The sequence below is a fragment of the Allobosea sp. 05T439 genome, assembly GCF_056396005.1.
Genome location: NZ_JBFTKP010000026.1, coordinates 77,278 through 94,892, shown reverse-complemented (window position 1 = coordinate 94,892; position 17,615 = coordinate 77,278). Strand labels below are relative to the sequence as shown.

The 17,615-nt window shown below is 65.1% G+C and carries 12 protein-coding genes; 4 read left to right on the top strand and 8 right to left on the bottom strand.

Annotated elements, in window-relative coordinates:
• From AC1DIO_RS24770 to AC1DIO_RS24750, 5 genes are all read right to left on the bottom strand, one after another.
• A partial coding sequence (locus AC1DIO_RS24770; RefSeq protein ID WP_476854249.1) for a transporter occupies positions 1-674 on the bottom strand: 674 nt, incomplete at its 3' end.
• 266 nt (positions 675-940) lie between these two features.
• Positions 941-1,378 carry a cupin domain-containing protein gene (locus tag AC1DIO_RS24765; protein WP_476776873.1) on the bottom strand — a complete coding sequence of 146 codons (438 nt, stop codon included), beginning with the start codon at positions 1,376-1,378 and terminating at the stop codon, positions 941-943.
• Positions 1,379-1,440: 62 nt separating this feature from the next.
• Entirely contained in the window at positions 1,441-2,526 is a 1,086-nt protein-coding gene (locus tag AC1DIO_RS24760; RefSeq protein ID WP_476854248.1) for an isocitrate/isopropylmalate dehydrogenase family protein, read from the bottom strand.
• Positions 2,527-2,594: 68 nt separating this feature from the next.
• The gene (locus AC1DIO_RS24755; RefSeq protein WP_476854247.1) at positions 2,595-4,100 is read right to left on the bottom strand and encodes a serine hydrolase domain-containing protein; all 1,506 of its coding nucleotides are present in this window, start codon (positions 4,098-4,100) and stop codon (positions 2,595-2,597) included.
• A gap of 131 nt (positions 4,101-4,231) precedes the next feature.
• Positions 4,232-5,782, bottom strand: coding sequence for an ABC transporter substrate-binding protein (locus AC1DIO_RS24750; protein WP_476854246.1), 1,551 nt, complete (start codon positions 5,780-5,782; stop codon positions 4,232-4,234).
• Between the two features lie 430 nt (positions 5,783-6,212).
• Between AC1DIO_RS24750 and AC1DIO_RS24745 the strand changes: the two genes are divergently transcribed.
• A complete protein-coding gene (locus tag AC1DIO_RS24745; protein ID WP_476776877.1) occupies positions 6,213-7,112 on the top strand; it encodes a GntR family transcriptional regulator in 900 nt (299 codons plus the stop codon).
• A gap of 217 nt (positions 7,113-7,329) precedes the next feature.
• Here AC1DIO_RS24745 and AC1DIO_RS24740 read toward each other — a convergent pair whose 3' ends face one another.
• Positions 7,330-7,965 (bottom strand): SGNH/GDSL hydrolase family protein, encoded by a 636-nt coding sequence (locus tag AC1DIO_RS24740; RefSeq protein WP_441506814.1) that lies wholly within the window; start codon positions 7,963-7,965, stop codon positions 7,330-7,332.
• A 524-nt stretch (positions 7,966-8,489) separates the two neighbouring features.
• On the opposite strand from AC1DIO_RS24740, the gene AC1DIO_RS24735 reads away from it, so the two are divergent.
• Together AC1DIO_RS24735 and AC1DIO_RS24730 are read left to right on the top strand one after the other, a co-directional pair.
• Complete coding sequence (locus AC1DIO_RS24735; RefSeq protein WP_441506815.1) at positions 8,490-8,810, top strand: hypothetical protein; 321 nt, start codon at positions 8,490-8,492, stop codon at positions 8,808-8,810.
• A 248-nt stretch (positions 8,811-9,058) separates the two neighbouring features.
• Positions 9,059-12,031, top strand: a complete 2,973-nt coding sequence (locus AC1DIO_RS24730; protein ID WP_476854245.1) for an autotransporter family protein — start codon at positions 9,059-9,061, stop codon at positions 12,029-12,031.
• Between the two features lie 162 nt (positions 12,032-12,193).
• On the opposite strand, the gene AC1DIO_RS24725 is transcribed toward AC1DIO_RS24730, so the two are convergent.
• Positions 12,194-13,819: an MFS transporter gene (locus AC1DIO_RS24725; RefSeq protein WP_441506818.1), complete on the bottom strand. Its 1,626-nt coding sequence runs from the start codon at positions 13,817-13,819 to the stop codon at positions 12,194-12,196.
• A gap of 518 nt (positions 13,820-14,337) precedes the next feature.
• On the opposite strand from AC1DIO_RS24725, the gene AC1DIO_RS24720 reads away from it, so the two are divergent.
• On the top strand, positions 14,338-14,778 hold the full coding sequence (locus AC1DIO_RS24720) for an HD domain-containing protein (protein WP_441506819.1): 441 nt from the start codon (positions 14,338-14,340) through the stop codon (positions 14,776-14,778).
• A gap of 273 nt (positions 14,779-15,051) precedes the next feature.
• On the opposite strand, the gene AC1DIO_RS24715 is transcribed toward AC1DIO_RS24720, so the two are convergent.
• Complete coding sequence (locus tag AC1DIO_RS24715; protein ID WP_441506820.1) at positions 15,052-17,454, bottom strand: multicopper oxidase family protein; 2,403 nt, start codon at positions 17,452-17,454, stop codon at positions 15,052-15,054.
• Positions 17,455-17,615: the final 161 nt, after the last annotated feature.

Below are 17,615 nucleotides of genomic sequence, written 5' to 3'. Positions count from 1 at the left end.
TGGCCGGCCTCCCAGTCGGCGGTGATGATCGGGGACKAGGTCAGGTACCAGCCGCCGTGGAAATTGTAGTTCACGAAGGGCTGCAGCGTCATCGCGTTGACCGCGCTGCGGTTGCTCTTGCCCGCGAAGGACCAGACATTGTTGACGAGGACGCCGACGACCCAGGGGCCTTCGATGGCCAGAGCGACGAAGGCGGGGCCGGCCKAGTACTTGCCGCTGGTCAGGGTCTTGTCGGTGCCGGTCGGGAATACGAAGGTCGGGCCGATGCCCCAGATGATGCCGTGCGTCGGCTGCTTCGGCGAGAAGAAGAAGCTCGGGTTGATGTCGCCGAGGCCGAACTCGCGCTCGCCATTCACCGTCAGGGCCGGTTGCGAGATCACCGGCGTGATCCAGCGCGTGATCAGGTTCCAGTCCTTGTTCAGCGTGATCGGGATCACGGGCTGGATGTTGAGCACGTTCTGCAGCTGCTTATGCGGCMCGACATTGAAGTTGAAGTTGTTCTGGAAGGGCAGGCTGATCATGTCGGCAACKGGGTTCTGCGCCGCCTTGGCCAGATCGGCCGTGCTTTTCCCAGGTTCCTCCTGCGCGACCGCGAAAGAGCTCGCCAAGCCGATTGAGATGGCGAGCGCGAACCTCAGTGCCAATCGCCCGCAGCCATCGCGCCGTGCAGACATGAGATGCTCCGTCTGAAGTCCAGACCGCCTGTAGCCAGTGGAACAGAGTTCAGTCCGGGACGCTAGACCACGCGACACCTGGCAAACGTAAAGTTGAGCCTCCGTTGTTTGCGGGACACATCTGCGCGAAGATTGTGCCGCATCTCCAATCGCCGCAACATAAGCGATTGCCCTCCAGGAACCTCTGCCAAGACCGGGGCAGCCCCCCTCCCTTCGGTTCAGGGCTCAGTCCCGATCACCTTCAGCCGGCTGGGTACGCTCCCTGCTCAGGTCGCCACGGGCGCCAGGTGCTCCTCGTCTATCGAGCGGGTATCGCCTGTCTCGACCAGCGTTCGCGTTGCGTCGATCGAGGCATAGATCCAGAGGATCTTCATACCCTCGGTCGCCGAGACGTTGCGAAACCGATGCGGCAGATCGGCGGGGATGAAGGTGATGTCGCCTGCCGTGATCGGGTACTCGACACCGTCGATTTCGGCGATGGCCTCGCCTTCCAGCAGCATGACGCTCTCTTCGCAATTGTGGCTGTGCAGCGGGATCGCAGCCCCCGGCTCGAAGATGGTGATGCCATTGATGAAGCTGGTCGAGCCCGTGCGACGCGTGACGAGCGGGATCGTTTTGGCCCCACCGCCGCGCTGGCGCGCCGGGATCTCGGACGGACGAAGAACGGCGGGCCTGGCGCGAGCCGTATCCGGATTAGTCGACATGCGATCTCACCTGATGAATTGGGTTCAGGATCGGACGGGCCCGATCCAAGCGGCGTTCGGCTTCAGGCCGCGACACGTCCCGAAAGTTGCCGGCGCAATTCCGCGGTCACAGCCTCCGCGAAGGCATCCGTGCCCAATGTGCCGCCGATATCGCGGGTGCGCGTCGCTGGATCGTCGAGGACGATATCGACGGCGCGTTCGATCGCGCCCGCGGCCGCGATCAGCCTGGCATTGGCGTCGCGCCGGCCTCGCCAGTCCAGCAGCATCGCAGCCGAGAGAATGAGAGAGGTCGGGTTCGCCAGGTTCTGCCCTGCGATATCGGGCCCGGATCCGTGCTGGGCCTGCGCGACGCAGATGTCATGGCCGGTATTGATCGAGCCGCCGAGACCGAGGCTGCCGGACAGCTCGGACGCCTCGTCGGAGAGGATGTCTCCGAACATGTTGGTCGTCACGATCACGTCGAAGCGATCCGGCGAGCGGATGAGGAGCGCTGCCGTCGCGTCGACGATCAGTTCCTCCAGCTCCAAATCTGGAAAATCCTCAGCGACCTTGCGGACCTCGCGCAGGAACAGGCCATCCGACAGCTTGACGACATTGGCCTTGTGGACGGCGGTGACCTTGCGGCKGCGGCCACGCGCCAGCTCGAAGGCGGCGCGCGCGATGCGGGCCGAGGATCTCGCCGTGATCTTGCGGATCGACAACGCCATGTGGGGATCGGGCATGAACTCGCCGCCGCCGGCGAACATGTTGCGGTCCGAGTAGAATCCCTCGGTGTTCTCGCGCACGATGACCAGGTCCATCGGCTTGCGCAGGATACTCAGGCCCGCGCGCGACCGGCAGGGGCGCAGATTGGCGAAGAGCTCGAAGACGACGCGCAGCTCGGCAGAGGGATTGATGCCGCCCTTGTCGCGGGCCGGATATTCGTAATGCGAAACCGGGCCGAGGATGACACCGTCGACCTCGGGAATCCGGGTCATGACGTCCTGCGGCAAGGTCGTGCCCTGCGCCCTCAGGCTGGCGAGGCCGATCTCGCGGGTCTCGATATCGAGCCCGAGCGCCAGCGCCGCATCGGCAACGTCGAGTACCGCAAGGGTGGCGGTGGTGATCTCGGGTCCGATGCCGTCACCGGGAAGAACGAGGATTTTCATCGTGAACCTGTGGGGTTGTGTTCATCGCCGCGCGATCCGCCCCCGGGTGGTGCCCCCGGGGGCTCGTCTCAGGCTGCTGCCCGCGACAGCGCACCGTTCAACGTCGGGTGCTTCGTCAGGCCGGCATTGACGTTGACGCTGCGGTCGAGCTCGACCGTGTCGCCCTCGATGCGGAGGATGACGGTGTCGCAGAACACGGTCTCGACATAGCGCCACGTCATGACGAAGGTCGCCTCGTCGCGCCAGACGCCGCTTGCGATCACCCGCATGAGGTCCGGCTGGTAGGCGTGATGCAGGTCCTGCCCGCTCATCGTCGTCTGGCCTTCGATGCCATGCCCGAGGCCGAGCGTGATCTTGTGCGTGCCGCGGTGGTCGACGAGACGGAATTCGCAGTGCCCTGCCGCGAAGCTCAGCGACGCTTCCGATACGTGGTTGGCATTCGGCGCGAAGCGAATGGTGCGGCCGCTGATCTCGGACGCGCGAGGGCTCTGCAGCGCTCCCGCCTCGACCGGCATCGCCAGCGTCGCCAGGCGTGACGAAAGGGCCGCGTCGGCTGCCGCGGAGCCCGGCTGCGTCAGGGCCGGGAACAGCTCCGCCCAGACCGTGCTCAGAAGCCGCTTCTCGCTCAGCGGAAGGGCCGCGGTGATCGTGATCGCGGCGCGTTGCTCGGGCAACAGGATGTAATATTGCCCGAAGACGCCGGCGGCGCGGGTGCCGCCATGGGGCGTCATCCACCACTGGTAGCCATAGCCCGGGCGGATATCGGGCACGCCAGCGGGATCGGCCGGGCGATAGCGCTTGCCGTCGAACGACATCATCTCGAATTCGCCGACATGATTGTGCCGTGTCGCCCGGACCCAATCGGCCGGGATCACCTGCTGGCCGTTCCACATGCCGTCCTGGAGATGCAGGACGGAGAACTTCATCATGTCCTCAGCGGAGCAGCTCAGCCCGTTCCCGCCGGTGCCGATGCCTTCCGGCGAGACATCCCAGCTGATCTCCCCCATGCCGAGCGGGCGGAACAGGCGCGGTTCCAGATAGTCTCTGACGGTCTGCCCGGTCAGCTTCGTGACGATGGCCGACAGCATGTAGCTGGAGCCGCTGCTGTAGACGAAGCGCGTGCCGGGGCGTTCGACGACCGGCTCGTTCAGAAACGCCTCGATCCAGCTTCCGGTGAGGTAGCGCCATTCGCCGCCGGAGAGGCCGGTGCGGTGGCCCGTGCGCATGGTCAGCAGGTCCTTGACCGTCATCGCTGCGAGGTTCGGGCTGATTTCGGCCGGCAGATGCTCGGGGAAGAAATCGACGACCTTGTCGTCGAGGTCGAGCAGCCCATCGGCATGGACGAAGCCGACCGCGACGGCCGTCCAGCTCTTCGTGGCGGAATGCTGCATATGCGGGCGGTCGGGACCGAACGGCTTCCAGAAAGCCTCGGCAACGACGGCATCGTCCTTGAAGACCATGAAGCTGTGCAGTTCGAGGCCGGCGAGCTGCACAGCGTCGAGAAAGCGCGTGATCCCGGCAGCGTCGACATCGCGCGATGAAGGCGTCGCCCGCGGCAGTCGTGTCAAAGTCATGGTCCAATCCTGTTCAGCGGAAAGAGCGTCAGGGGCGGTGCGCCCGGCATCCGCGCCTGACGAGAGAGTTTGGGGATGAGCTTCGGCACCGGCGCCGGCCTGTCGGCCATCATGGCGGTGCCCGGCATGGGCTACCTGGCGATGGAGACACCCCAGGCTCGCGGTTGCCCCATGGCCCAGCTCCTGTACCCGGAGACATAGGAGCGGGCAGCGCTGGTCCGGACCTCCGAGTAGAGCACGATCATCGGAACATCCTCGCGAAACATCACCTCGAGCCTGTCGATGATCGCCTGACGCTGCGCCGGGTCGGCGACCTCCATGCTTTGAGCAAGGAGCTTTTGCGCCTCGGGGTTGTCCCAGGCCTTGCGGGGCTGCTCCGCCTTGGAACCGGTGAACATCTCGAAGGACAGCGACGGGTCGAGCCGCGCGGAAAAGCCGTGCGACATCAATTGATAGGACCCCGCGAGATAGCGGTCCTGCTGCGCGCCCCATTCCAGCACGTCGAGATCGATCGTGATTCCGGCCTCCCTGGCCATGGCCTGCGCGATCACCGCCTGGTCGAACATGCTCTGGTAGCGCTTGTTGGTGATCATCCTGATCGGCTGCCCCTTGTAGCCCGCCTCCGCCAGAAGTTTCCTGGCGGTGGCGAGATCGCGCGCGATCGGCTGCGCTTGGAGCTTCCGGTGATAGGCGCTCGCCGGCGGGATCGGTGAGTTGTTGGGCTTGGCCGTTCCCTCGCTGACCTGGTCGACCAGGACGGGCAGGTCGAGGGCGAGCTGCAAGGCGCGTCGGATGCGGACATCGGACAGCAGCGGATCCTTGGTCTGGATCAGGATGTCGTTGACATTCATCACCGATGCCGAGTCCAGGGCGACGTCCTTATTGGCCTTGTACTCGGCCAGATCGGCGTTCTGGACATCGAAATTGACGTCGATATTGCCCGCCAGCAGGGCTGCCTTCGCCGTCGACTCATCCGGGATGATGGCGAAGCGCAGCTTTTGGAGCGTGGTGGACTTGTTGCCGGTGAGGCCGTCCCGCGCCCCCGGCAAGGCGGAATATCTGTCGTTGCGGACCAGATCGATGAACTGGCCGCGCCGCCATTCGCCGAGCTTGAAGGGTGCCGTCGTGACAGGCGCAAGCCATTTGCCATCGGGGCCGAGCGAGCTCCTGTGGTAGATGCCGGTGCCGCCGCAATCGGGACGGGCCAGGGTCCCGAGGAAGAGCGCGGAGGGTTTTGCAAGCGTGAATGTGACGGTTCTGGCGTCCTTGGCGACGACATCCGTCACCTTCACGGCGCCGCGCCCATCGACCTCGGAGAGGCAGCGCCAGCCGGTGGCGGGATCGGTGTAGCGCTTCCAGGCGAACAGCACGTCGTCGCTGCCGACCAGCTCGCCATTGCTGAAGTGGAGATCGTCCCGCAGCACGAAGGTATAGGTCCTGCCGTCCTCGGAGACGCTGATCGATTTCGCCAGGAGCGGACCGACGCTCGCATCCTCCCTGAAGGCGACCAGCCCTTCGAAGAGATGGTTCTGGACCGCGTCGGTATTGGCATCGCGATTGACGCCCGGATCGAGCGAACGGATATCGGCGTTGAGGCGAAGGCGGAGCGGCTGCGCCTCCTGGGCATTCGCGATGCCGGCCAGGAGGCCGGAGGACAGTACCAGCAGCGTGTGCAGTCTCATCTTGATCCCCTCGTTTCTTGAGTTGGCTTCAGCTCCACGGGGCCATCGCTCCGCGGCCCATGGGCATGATCGATTCAAGGCCGCCGATCGTGCCGTCTCACTCGGGACGCCGACGGTTGCGCGCGGCACTTCCATCCTCGTTTCCGGCGAACAGACCGCGATGCGCGGCCTGGCCGGAATGCTCGGCGCGCGGATCAGGCGCCCTGCGACGCCAATGGCTGGCATCCGGATCGCCGGGTGGCCGGCGCCCTGCCCGCTGCGATCCGGCGTGCCCCCGCCGTATGGGCGGCCGCGCTGCCGCGACGGGCTGGCGATTTCATGGGGCGAGCAGTGCGAGGAAAACGGCATTGTTGCTAAGCTCTCCCCTTCAAGGGCTGCCCGGGCCCGCCGCAGCCTTGACGAGACGTATCAGAATGTTTTTTGTGATACAATGACCATTATGGACAATGAAACCAGCCGCCAGCCCACGCGCCTCCAGGAAGAGCTCGCCGGGCGCATCATGGATCTCGCCCGCGCCGACGGCGTCGCTCCGGGCGACCGCCTGAACGAGAAGACCCTGGCCGAGCGCCTGAACGTCTCCCGCTCGCCGGTGCGCGCCGCGCTTGATCTGCTGGCCACGCGCGGGCTCGTCATCCGGCGGCCGCAGCGCGGCGTCGAGCTGCTTGCCGCCCTGCCGGCGGAAGCGACCGCACCCGGCGAACGCTCCGGCGATGACGACCTGCTGGTGCGCATCGCCACCGACCGGGACAATGGCAGGCTTGGTGACGACATCTCGGAAACGGAGCTGATGCAGCGCTACGATGCCGTGCGCCCCACGGTCCGCAGGGCGCTCGACCTGCTTGCCGATCTGAAGATGGTGGAGCGCAAACCGGGCTATGGCTGGCGGTTCCTGACGCGCTGGAGCGCAGAACTACGCCGGGAGAGCTACCGGTTCAGGCTGATCATCGAGCCGGCCGCGCTTCTCGAGCCTGGATTTGCGCTCCTGCCCGGCTTTGCCGAAGAGATGCGGCGCCAGCACGATGAAAGCCTGTCCCTGCCCTGGAGCGAATCCTCCAGCGTCGCCTTCTTCGAGATGAACGCGGCATTTCACGAGGGCCTGGCCGAGGCCTCCGGCAACCGCTTCTTCCTCGAGGCCATGCGACGCCAGAACCGGCTGCGGCGTTTCTCGATCTATAACTGGAAGCACGGCTTTGATCGCGTGCGGGCCAACCACAGCGAGCACATGGAGATCCTGACGCGGCTGGAGGCAGGAGATGCGGAACTGGCCGCCGTACTGATGAGGCGCCATCTGGAGATCACCGGGAGTATGATCCTGCCCGCCCCGCAGTAAGTGTTTTTTGTCCGGAAGAAGTTAGCAGACCCCAGGAAGTCAGGCCTGCAGCCTGTTCGGCCAGCTCCTGGGAATGAGGCGCGGCCGTCAGTGCGGCACGAKAACCATTTCGTCAGAGGGCGGCATGGCGCGGTCAACCGATKCCGGATGCGAGCCTAAAGAGCCGCCCCGAGGACCGGGTCGCGGCTTCCGGGAAAGCCGCGGCACCCACGGAGGGTCAGATCATCGCAACGACGACCGGCACAAGCGCCTGGCCGATATTGCGGGTGTTCTCTGCGTCCAGGTGCACGCCGTCGATGACCGAAGCCTTGGCAACCGAGGCGGCGTCGAAGAAGCTGCAGCCGCGGCGTCGGGCAACGGCGTCATATTCCGGTGCCAGGCGCCGGGATTCCGCGATATCGCGCCCGCCGACGGGCAACCCGTCCGGTGCGCGCGAGGCAGCGAAGATCGGCGGCGACACCACCAGGATCTTGGGCGCTGCGGCGCCCCAGCCATAGGGAAAGCTCTGTGCGATCTCGATGAGCCGGTCGATTCCCGCGGCAGCCCCCGCGGCCCGCCCGCAGATATGCGGCTTGAGATCATTGGCGCCCAGCATGATGATGAGCAGATCGAGCGGATAATGGCTGCCGAGCAGCGTCGGCAGGATCCGCGCGCCATTTCGGTCAGACGGCGACATGTGATCGTCGAAACAGCTGGTTCGTCCGCCCAGCCCCTCAGTCACGACGGTTGCCGCGGACCCTAGCCCGGCCGCGAGCACATTCGGCCATCGGTCCTCGAACGCATGGCGGCCGCCGTGCAGGTGGTCCGAGCCCCAGGTGAGGCTGTCGCCGAAAGCCAGGATCGTGAAGCTCATCATTCATTCCACAGCGAAGTGCGGGGCCGCGCTGCCGCGGAGGGCTCGACTGCCCTTCCCGACCGGACGCGTTGCCGTATCCGCCGGGACGGACGCGATCAAGCCCGTCGACGATCCTTGGGCGACCGACGCAGGCAACGCCTTCCCGGAGCCTCTGGACCTGCCGAGGGCAGAGCAAGGTCGTGCTGCCCCGTGGACTCATGAAAGACGGCGTGAAACGCTGCGTCAGGTTGTGGGGAGATTGCCGTGAAGATGACTATCGTCGTGAGCAGCGTGCTCTTGGGCATGCTGGGGTTGGCCTCGACTGCGTCGGCGCAGTCAGGCGGGACGAGGCCGGAATGCAGGGGCATGAAGAATATGCGCGCCTGCAACTGTGCTCTCAACAATGGTGGCTCGATAACTGCCGATCCGCATCGCCCGGGCAAGATCAAATGGAACGCAGCGCCCCGGCGCACGCCCGCGCATATGGCCTTCATGAACTGCACGAATCGATCGGGGACATAATCGCCGGGACTTGAGGGCGCGTGACCTTCAAGAGCGTTCTTGGGTCCCTGCTGCTCTACGCACTGTTATTCTGCGCAAGCTTCAGCGCCAGCTTTGCCGGCCTCATCTGGCTCACGGGCGCGCCATGGGCCTCGCCGCTCGCCGAAGGGCACCGGATGCTGGCGGTCCTGTCGTTCATGATGGCCGGCGTTGCCACGGACCGGTTCTGGCGTGTGCTTCTGCTCGGTGCACAGGTCTGCGACCGGCGGCGGCAGTCGGGGGCCCTTCGGTTGTGCCCGGAATGGTTGAGAGCAGACATCTTCAACGGAAGGAACCCGGAGCTTCCGCCTGGCAGGTATTGACAGGATACGGGGACCGGGCGGCTGCTCAGTCGCTTTTCCGGTCGACTAGATGCTCAACCAACTTCATCATGCCCTGACTCGGCTACAAGCGGGGCGTGCATATGGGGCGATGGCTTCGAGCGACCGGAGCAAGGCGACATTCCGCTCACGGCCCTGTTTCCGCCCTTGCTTCCGGTCTCATCGGGTTCTTCGCGTCCCTGCCCGCGCAGGCACAGTGCGTACCCGATCCGCCCGGAGCCGGKGCGATCGTGACCTGCTCGGGTACGGACGCCGATGGTTTTGCGGCGCCGGCCAACACGCCCGTCACCATCACGGTCGCGCCGGGCGCAACCGTCCAGCAGGCACCAGCGACCGGTCAGGCTGTCACCTTCGGGCTGAACACGGCCGGGAACCTGCTCAACAATAACGGCTCGATCATCGCATCCGGAAGCGCTGCCACCCCCCTCACCGGCGTGGCCTTCTCGTCCGGGACCGGGGCCGGGACGAGCGTTCTCACCAATCTCGGCATCATCTCCGCGACGAATGCCGGAGCCGGCAATGCGCTCGGCATGTCCTTCTTGCAAGGCAACGCGGGCTCGACCATCCAGATCGCCAATGCCGCTGGTGCGACGATTGCCGGGACTGCGACGGGAGGCGGCGCAGGCATCGGCGTGAACCAGAGTTTTGCCGCCGGCGCGTCGGCGCGCGCGCTGGTGTTTGACAATAGCGGCATCGTTCGCGGATCGACCAACGGGATCGCGGCCGGCACCGGCGCCTCCAGCGCGGCTCAGACCATCACCATCAATAATGGCGTCGGCGGCGCGGCCGCGCAGATCCATGGCGGAACCGGCCCCGCAATCACCTTTGCCGGCAACGGGCTCAATACCGTCAACAACCTCGCCACGGGCACGATCAACGGCGATATCGTCAGCACGGGGAACGCGCCGCTCATCATCGACAATTCCGGCACCATCAATGGCAATGTMAGCCAGGGCAACGGAGCCGATACCTTCATCATGCGCGGCGGCCTGGTGAACGGCACCGTCGACCAGGGCAGCGGCCTCGGCGATGGCGTCGACCGCTTCGTGATGGCCGGCGGCACGATCAACAGCAACGTCAACCAGGGCGGCGAACTCGATTTCGCGACGGTGTCCGGCGGCGTCATCACCGGTGGGCTGAACGAAGGCGACTTCGTCACGGTCACCGGCGGCCAGATCGGCTCGATCGACATGACGCTCGCCAACAATGTGCTGACCATGTCTGGCGGGTTGATCGTCACCAACGTTCTGGCGGCCCAGAACAACGACACGCTCAACCTGTCCGGCGGGCGCATCGGCGGCTTCGTCAATTTCGGCAATGGCGACAACGTCTTCACCATCTCCGGGGGCAGCGTCGGCGGTTTCCTGCTCAGCGGCACCGGAGCCGACACGGTGAACTGGACCGGCGGCGGCGTGCTCGAAACCGGCTTCCGGCTCGGCGCGGGCAACGACGTGGCCGTCTTCACCGGCCTGACGGCTGCGAATATCGTCCCGACGGCCATCATCGATGGCGGCCCCGGCATCGATCGGCTGACCTGGAACAATACGAGCGCCACCGGCGTCGCGCGTTTGATCAACTGGGAGCTGTTCGAGCTCACCAACAACTCGCAGCTGACTTTTGCCAGCACACTGACGCTCGGCGACGCCGGAACCGGGACGGGCACGCTGTCGATCGATGCGACCAGCACTGTCTTCGCCGGGAATGGAGTGCATGCGATCGCGCCCTTCACGCCGGGCCAGCTGGTGACGGTCACCAATGCCGGCACGATCGATCTGACCAACGGCCCGGCCKCCGCAAGCGACAGCCTCACGATCATCGGGAATTATGCCGGCCAGAATGCGCGGATGCGGTTGCAGACGGTGCTGGGAGACAGCGCCTCGCCATCGGACCAGTTGATCATCTCCGGCGGCTCGGCGAGCGGGCAGACCCGAATCACGATCCTCAACCTCGGCGGAACCGGCGCTCCGACATTCGGCAGCGGCATCAAGGTGGTCGACACCCTGAACGGCGGCACGACTGCAGCTGGAGCCTTCAGCCAGGCCGGGCCGATCGCGGCCGGCGCCTTCGAATACGCGCTCTATCGCGGCGGCATCGCGGCCGGCACCGAGCAGAACTGGTATCTCCGCTCCACCCTGCCCCCACCGACAACCGTGGTGCCGCAGCCACAACTGGCTGCAGGCGCCGAGAATGCCATCCTGGCGCCGTCGCCGGGCGCGCCGACGATTGCAAGCCCGGACGGGCCGGTGGTTGCGCTCTATCGTCCGGAAGTCGCGACCAACGCGATCACGCCCGCGACCGCGCGCATGCTGGCGCTCGGTACGCTCGGCACCTTCCACGAGCGCCAGGGCGACCAGGACCTGCTGCGGGGAACCGGCATCGCCTCTGCCGGCTGGGGACGCGTCTTCGGCCAGCATCGCGAGCAGCGCTTCTCGGGCGATGTCAGTCCGGAGTTCAAGGGCAGCATCATCGGCCTGCAGACCGGCCTCGATCTTTACGGCGTCGACTGGCAAAGCGGCCATCGCGACCGTTTCGGCGCCTTCTTCGGCTATGGACGGGCCGAGGGCGATGTCCGCGGCTTCGCCCTTGGGCAGCTGCGCGCCTCCACCGGCAAGCTCGGGCTCGATTCCTACAGCGTCGGCGCCTACTGGACCCATGTCGGACCGGCCGGCTGGTATCTCGACACCGTCCTGATGAACAGCTGGCTCAATGGCACGCCCCGTTCCGACCGCGGCATCCGGTCGGACGCCGATGGCACGGTCTTCACCGGCTCGGTCGAGGCGGGCTACCCGATCGCGCTTGGCGGCGGCCTTATCCTGGAGCCGCAGGGCCAGCTCATCTGGCAACGCACATCGTTCGATCAGACCCGGGATCTGTTTTCCGCGATCAGCCAGGACAGCAGCGACGCGCTGACGGGCAGGATCGGCGCGCGACTGCGCGGCAGCCTGCTCTGGGGCACGACCGAGATCAGACCCTATCTCACCGCCAATCTCTGGCGCAGCTTCGGCGGCAACGACAAGACGCTGTTCGACACCAACCTCGTCACGACACAACGCGGCGCGACCGCATTCGAAATCGGCGGCGGCGTCACCGCGCAGGTCACGCAAGCCATCAGCCTCTACGCCGAGGCGAGCTATCTGACGAATGCCGATTCGAACCACAGCCGGGGCTTCGGCGGCAATGTCGGGCTGCGCGTGACATGGTAGCGGCGATCGGGCCTGACATCCGCCGCAGCCCGTGCGCCCGGCCCGGGCTTGGAGATCACTCGCACGGCGTCAGTGAAGCCGGGTTCGCCCAATGACCGTCGAAAAGCCCCGCCTGGCGAGGCGGGGCTTCCATACGTGGCGCAAAGCCCGAGTTGGTGGCCGCTACATCTTGTAGATGTCGCGATCCTTGGTCTCCGGCAGGAAGATCAGGCCGATGATGAAGGTCATCATCGCGATGATGATCGGATACCAGAGGCCCGAGAAGATGTTGCCGGTGGCCACCACGATGGCGAAGGCGGTGGGGGGCAGGAAGCCGCCGAACCAGCCATTGCCGATGTGGTAGGGCAGCGACATGCCCGTATACCGAATGCGTGTCGGGAAGAGCTCGACGAGCAGCGCGGCGATTGGCCCGTAGACCATCGTCACGAAGATAACGAGGAGGAACAGCAGGCCGACAAGAGTCAGTGCCCGGCTATCCGCGAACAGGGCTCCCAGCGACTGAACCTTCAGGATCGATGCATCGCCGGCCTTGGGGTATCCGGCGGCGTAAGCCGCATCGACGACCGCGGCGCCTGCCTTCTCGCCGGGATTGGCGACATCGGTCCCATTCACCTTGACGGCGACCGGTGCGCCGGCCGCGCCGGGCTTCAGATCATAGTGCATCGAGGTCGACGCGAGCGTGCGCCGGACGAGGTCGCAGGGCGCAGTGAAGACGCGCACGCCGACCGGGTCGAACAGCGAGCCGCAGGTTGCGGGATCGGCGGTGATGTCGATCTTCACACTCTCCGTCGCGGTCACCAGCTTCGGATTGGCGACGGTAGCGATCTTGGTGAAGAGCGGGAAATAGCTCAGCGCCGCGACCAGCAATCCAGCCAGCAGGACCGGCTTGCGGCCGATCTTGTCCGATAGGCTGCCGAAGAAGACGAAGAAGGGTGTGCCGAGCAAAAGCGCCAAGGCCAGGATCAGGTAGGTCGTGGTCGCGTCGACCTTCAGCGTCTGCGTCAGGAAGATGAGCGCATAAAATTGCCCAGCATACCAGACGACGGCCTGGCCCGCCGTACCGCCGAGGAGCGCGATGATCGCGATCCTGGCGTTGGACCAGGTGCCGAACGCCTCGGTGAGCGGGGCCTTTGACTGGCTGCCTTCTTCCTTCATGCGTTGGAAAGCCGGCGATTCAGCGAGCTGCAACCGGATCCAGATGGAGAAGCCGAGCAGGATGATCGAAAGCAGGAACGGCACACGCCATCCCCAAGCGTTGAAAGATTCGGTCGACATGCTGAAGCGCAGCCCCAGGATGACCGCCAGCGCCAGGAAGAGGCCGAAGGTTGCGGTGATCTGAATCCAGCTCGTGTAAAAACCGCGACGGCCCTGCGGGGCGTGTTCGGCGACATAGGTCGCGGCGCCGCCATACTCGCCGCCGAGCGCCAGGCCCTGTAGCAGGCGACAGATGATAAAGGCGATCGGGGCCGCGATGCCGATCGTGGCATAGCCAGGCAGGACGCCGACGAGGAAGGTCGCGAGGCCCATGATCGTCATGGTGACGAGGAAGGTGTATTTGCGGCCGATCAAATCGCCGACTCGGCCGAACACGAGCGCGCCGAACGGCCGCACGGCGAAACCGGCTGCAAAACTGAAGAGCACGAAGATGAATTTCGCCGTATCGTTGTCGCCGGGCACGAAACTGGCGGCGATGTTCGCGGCGAGCGGGATGGTGAGGTAGAAATCGTACCACTCGAAGACCGTGCCGGCCGACGAGGCGATGATGACCTTGCGTTCTTCTCTGGACATCGGTCGGGGCGCGTCAGCCGCCCCCGGTGCTTGCGCAGCCACGTTCATAACGCGATCTCCCTGCTCAATCCCCCCGCAGCCTGATCATTCGGGCCGGATCAAACGATTGCCCGAGATCGGCACTTGCGCAATCCGGCACTTAGTCTTGCATCGTTTGTCGTACGACTAGACTCAGAATTCGTTGATTGGAGCCAGACGATGACGGTTGCGGCGAGATAGATGGCCGAGAAGAAAATGGGGGCGTATCAGTCGTAATCTATGGCGATGCGTCGCCAGTCTTTAAGCTTGGCGAAGAGGTTCGCGACCTTGTGGCGCTGGCGATAGACCCCTTGTCGTAGGAACACGGGATTTTTCGGCTTCTGCTCGATGGAATGCAGGGTTCGATGTCTCTGGCACCCGGCGCCTGGCTGGTCGGTGGGTTGAGACGGACCTCTTGGAGACGCCCTGGTGCCGATCACTTGCCACCTTCTTGCCGGGCACCTTACGGCCTAAGCTGTGGCATCGGAGGAGAGTGAACGATGGCTACCCTGGAACGAGCGATCGGTATTGCGGCAGAGGCTCACGCCGGCCAGCTCGACAAGACCGGCGCACCCTATATCGCCCATCCGATGCGGCTGATGGCGCGCTTCCTGGCAGGCGGCAACGAGGAATCGGCGATTATCGCGGCGCTGCACGATGTCGTGCAGGATTCGAAATGGACCCTCCACGACCTTCACCGCGAGGGCTTCTCCCAGGAGATCCTGTCTGCGCTCGAAGCCCTGACCCGTCGCGACGGCGAGGAATACGTGGACTATATCCGGCGCGCCGCAGCCCATCCGCTGGCGCGCTTCGTCAAGGAGGCGGATATCCGCGACAACCTGGCGGAAGAACGGATGAACAAGGTCTATGACCGCGAGAGGCTTTTCAACAAATATTCCGCGGGGTTGCGTGTGATCGCTGAGACGCCGCTCAAGCGCTAGGGCGCAGCCCGTAGAACAGCAGCCGTCACCAAGGGCGACGGCTGCCATGGCTGTCTTTGGATCGGCCCGAAAACCGCGATCCACATTTCGGGCCGATTCTTTCGTGTTGGCATCGGCTGTCCCGAAAACCGCGATCCACTTTTCGGGCCGATGCCTTCGTGTTGGCATCGGCTCTCCCGCAAACCGCGATCCACTTTTCGGGCCGATGCCTTCGTGTTGGCATCGGCTGTCCCGAAAACCGCAATCCACTTTTCGGGCCGATGCTAGGAGCCCTCAGCCAGCGCTGGCGAAGCGCGTGCTGCGCGGATCGCCCTCCGGCAAGACCTCGGGCTGCTTCCAGACCACGCCGTTCGGCGTCGGGATCGGCGTCATCGTCAGCTGGTATTGCGGCTGGCCGCGAAAATTCGGATCGCCCGGCTGCTCGCTCTGGATCTGGTAGCGCAGCAGCATCGCGAAATCCTCATGCGCCGTGTTGTGGCAGTGGCTGACATAGGCGCCACCGAACTCGCCGAAGCGCACCTGGAACTTGACCCGGCCGGAGGGCCGCAGCCGCCAGACATCCTTGCGCGCCAGCCGCTCCGTCGCCGGGATCGGCGCACCGCCGCGATCGATGGTGACGCCCTCCTCGAAATGCAGGTGGATGGGATGATCCCAGCCGCCACCGCCATTGATCAGCGTCCAATGCTCGACCTCGCCCGGCTTCGGGATCAGCATCGAAATCCGGTTGGCATTGAGCGAATGCGCGTTCTCGCCATTGATCTTGATCGTCCAGGGGAAGCTCGCGATGTCGCCGCATTCAGGGATGCACTGGCCGTCGGCGCCCCGTGAATCGCCGGTGCCGGATCGTCCGAACTCGATCACCCGCTCACGGACCGGTGCCACGATCGGGATCTGGGTCGTCAGCGTCTTCGTGCCCGTGCGCCAATCGGGATCGGCGAAATTGGCGCTGCGGTCGACATCGAGCGGGCTGCTGGCATTGTAGAGCTTGCCGGGGTTGTCGACGCTCTGAAGCTGGTTCACCACCCGGAACTCGAGGAAGGGACCAACGCACGGATCGTCGTCATCGCCCTTGAAGGCCGAGGCCATCGAGACCGGCCCCTTGGGGAGACGCCCGTCGGTCTGCTTCAGCAGGTTGACCAGATAGACGCTGTCGCCGGGCTCGAAGGCGGCGAAGTCGACGACGATGTCGAAGCGCTCCGCCACGCCCATCTCGTCGGTCTCGGTCAGGGCGATCGGGTTGACCAGCAGGTTGCCGTCATTGGCGATGAAGTAGAACGGCACATTGGTCATGCGCGCAAAGCGCCGGCTCTTGTTGACCGCCAGCGCCAGCTTCATGAACCGCGCCATCGCCGCATTCAGGATGCGGAAGCGGTAGCGCCGCGGCAGCACCTCGAAATAGGGGTAATAGGTGCCGTTGACGCAGAGCATATCGCCGAGGAAACCGTCAGTGTCGAAGATGTCGAAGCGGGCCTGGCCATTGGCGTCGAAGGCGGGGTTCGAGACCGCCAGATTCACGTCGAAATCGAGATTGCCCCATTTCAGCTGCGAGCCGCTGGGCAGCCGCAGGTTGATGCCGTCATTGAGGTCCTCGCGGCCGCGATCGGGGCCGCTATAGATATTGCACAGCCCGAAAATGCCCTTGTGCACGTTCTCGGCGGTGAAGAAGAAGCGATGGTCGTGGAACCAGAGGCTGCTCTGGATCTCGCGGAAATCGCCGGGGACCTGGACCAGGCCCTCGCGGTCATCGGGCCCCGAGCATTTGCGGGCATAGTCGCGGTCGCCGGTCGGCCAGACATTGGGCATGTCGCGCCGGGCCATCGCCATGCCCCAGTGGTAATCGTAGAAGGTGCCGGGGAAGTGATAGGCGTTGCAGGCGCCGTCACTTTCGGCGCCGTTATGGGCGTTATGGAGATGGATCGAGATCTCGTTGCGCCCAAAGCCGCCATTCTTCCTCCGGTCGACCGGCAGATCGTTATAGATCCGGGTCAGGATCGGCTCGCCATAGCGCGCCTTGATCAGGGTCGGCTGGCCGATCCCGGTGCGCAAGCCGGCGGTCCGCCCTTCCCGGCCGGGTGCGCGCGGCCCGAAGGTCCACATCGAGGTCGCCGCCTGTTCCGGCATGCCGTCGCAGAAATAGCAGCCGGCCTTGACCTGTCCGAGCGAGAGCAGATAGCCCTTCTTGGGATAGAGTTCCTCCCAGCGCTGATGCGCGAAGAACTCACCGGGCGGGCGGCCCTCGAACGGCCCCGCATTGGTGACCGGGTTGCGGTAGAGCCCACCGCCTGAACTGGTGAAATCGGTGTGGTAGGAGAAATTCTTCGCCGGCAGCTCCTGGGCGCCCGAGGCTCCGCCCCAGGCGGCATCGCCATTCGCCATGCGCGTCAGCGGCACGGGTTTCAGCACCTCCGGGCGCGGCATCAGGTCATGGAACTTGTCGACACCGAAGGTCGGGCTTCGCGGCGCGCCTGTCGGCACCTGGGCGTAGGCGCTCCTGGCGAAGGGGCTCAACCCATTCTTCGCGATCAGCAGGCCACCCGCCGTGAAATAGCCCCAGCGCAGCAAATCGCGTTTGGTGATCTCGCCGACCGACAGCGCCTTGACGATCTCGAGCCGGTTTTCGAGAGCACGCTGCGCCTCCCGCAGCCGCAAACCCTTGGTCAGACGCGGTAGATACATGCCGACCTCCCCCGATGCCGCAATTGCGGCAGAAATACCGTGCCGGTGATAGCTGGAGGGCGCCGCGAATTGTAGAGATGATGGTCGCTCAATCCGTGCGGCGAAGGTCAGACCACGAATCTATACTTACGATGGGGCCGCGACAGCGCTCTGCGCAGTCC

Excerpts from the sequence above, each read along its gene's own strand:
- AC1DIO_RS24715 (WP_441506820.1), bottom strand. The coding sequence starts at position 17,454 with ATGTATCTACCGCGTCTGACCAAGGGTTTGCGGCTGCGGGAGGCGCAG.
- AC1DIO_RS24765 (WP_476776873.1), bottom strand. The coding sequence starts at position 1,378 with ATGTCGACTAATCCGGATACGGCTCGCGCCAGGCCCGCCGTTCTTCGT.
- AC1DIO_RS24720 (WP_441506819.1), top strand. The coding sequence starts at position 14,338 with ATGGCTACCCTGGAACGAGCGATCGGTATTGCGGCAGAGGCTCACGCC.
- AC1DIO_RS24750 (WP_476854246.1), bottom strand. The coding sequence starts at position 5,782 with ATGAGACTGCACACGCTGCTGGTACTGTCCTCCGGCCTCCTGGCCGGC.
- AC1DIO_RS24755 (WP_476854247.1), bottom strand. The coding sequence starts at position 4,100 with ATGACTTTGACACGACTGCCGCGGGCGACGCCTTCATCGCGCGATGTC.
- AC1DIO_RS24745 (WP_476776877.1), top strand. The coding sequence starts at position 6,213 with ATGACCATTATGGACAATGAAACCAGCCGCCAGCCCACGCGCCTCCAG.
- AC1DIO_RS24740 (WP_441506814.1), bottom strand. The coding sequence starts at position 7,965 with ATGAGCTTCACGATCCTGGCTTTCGGCGACAGCCTCACCTGGGGCTCG.
- AC1DIO_RS24725 (WP_441506818.1), bottom strand. The coding sequence starts at position 13,819 with ATGTCCAGAGAAGAACGCAAGGTCATCATCGCCTCGTCGGCCGGCACG.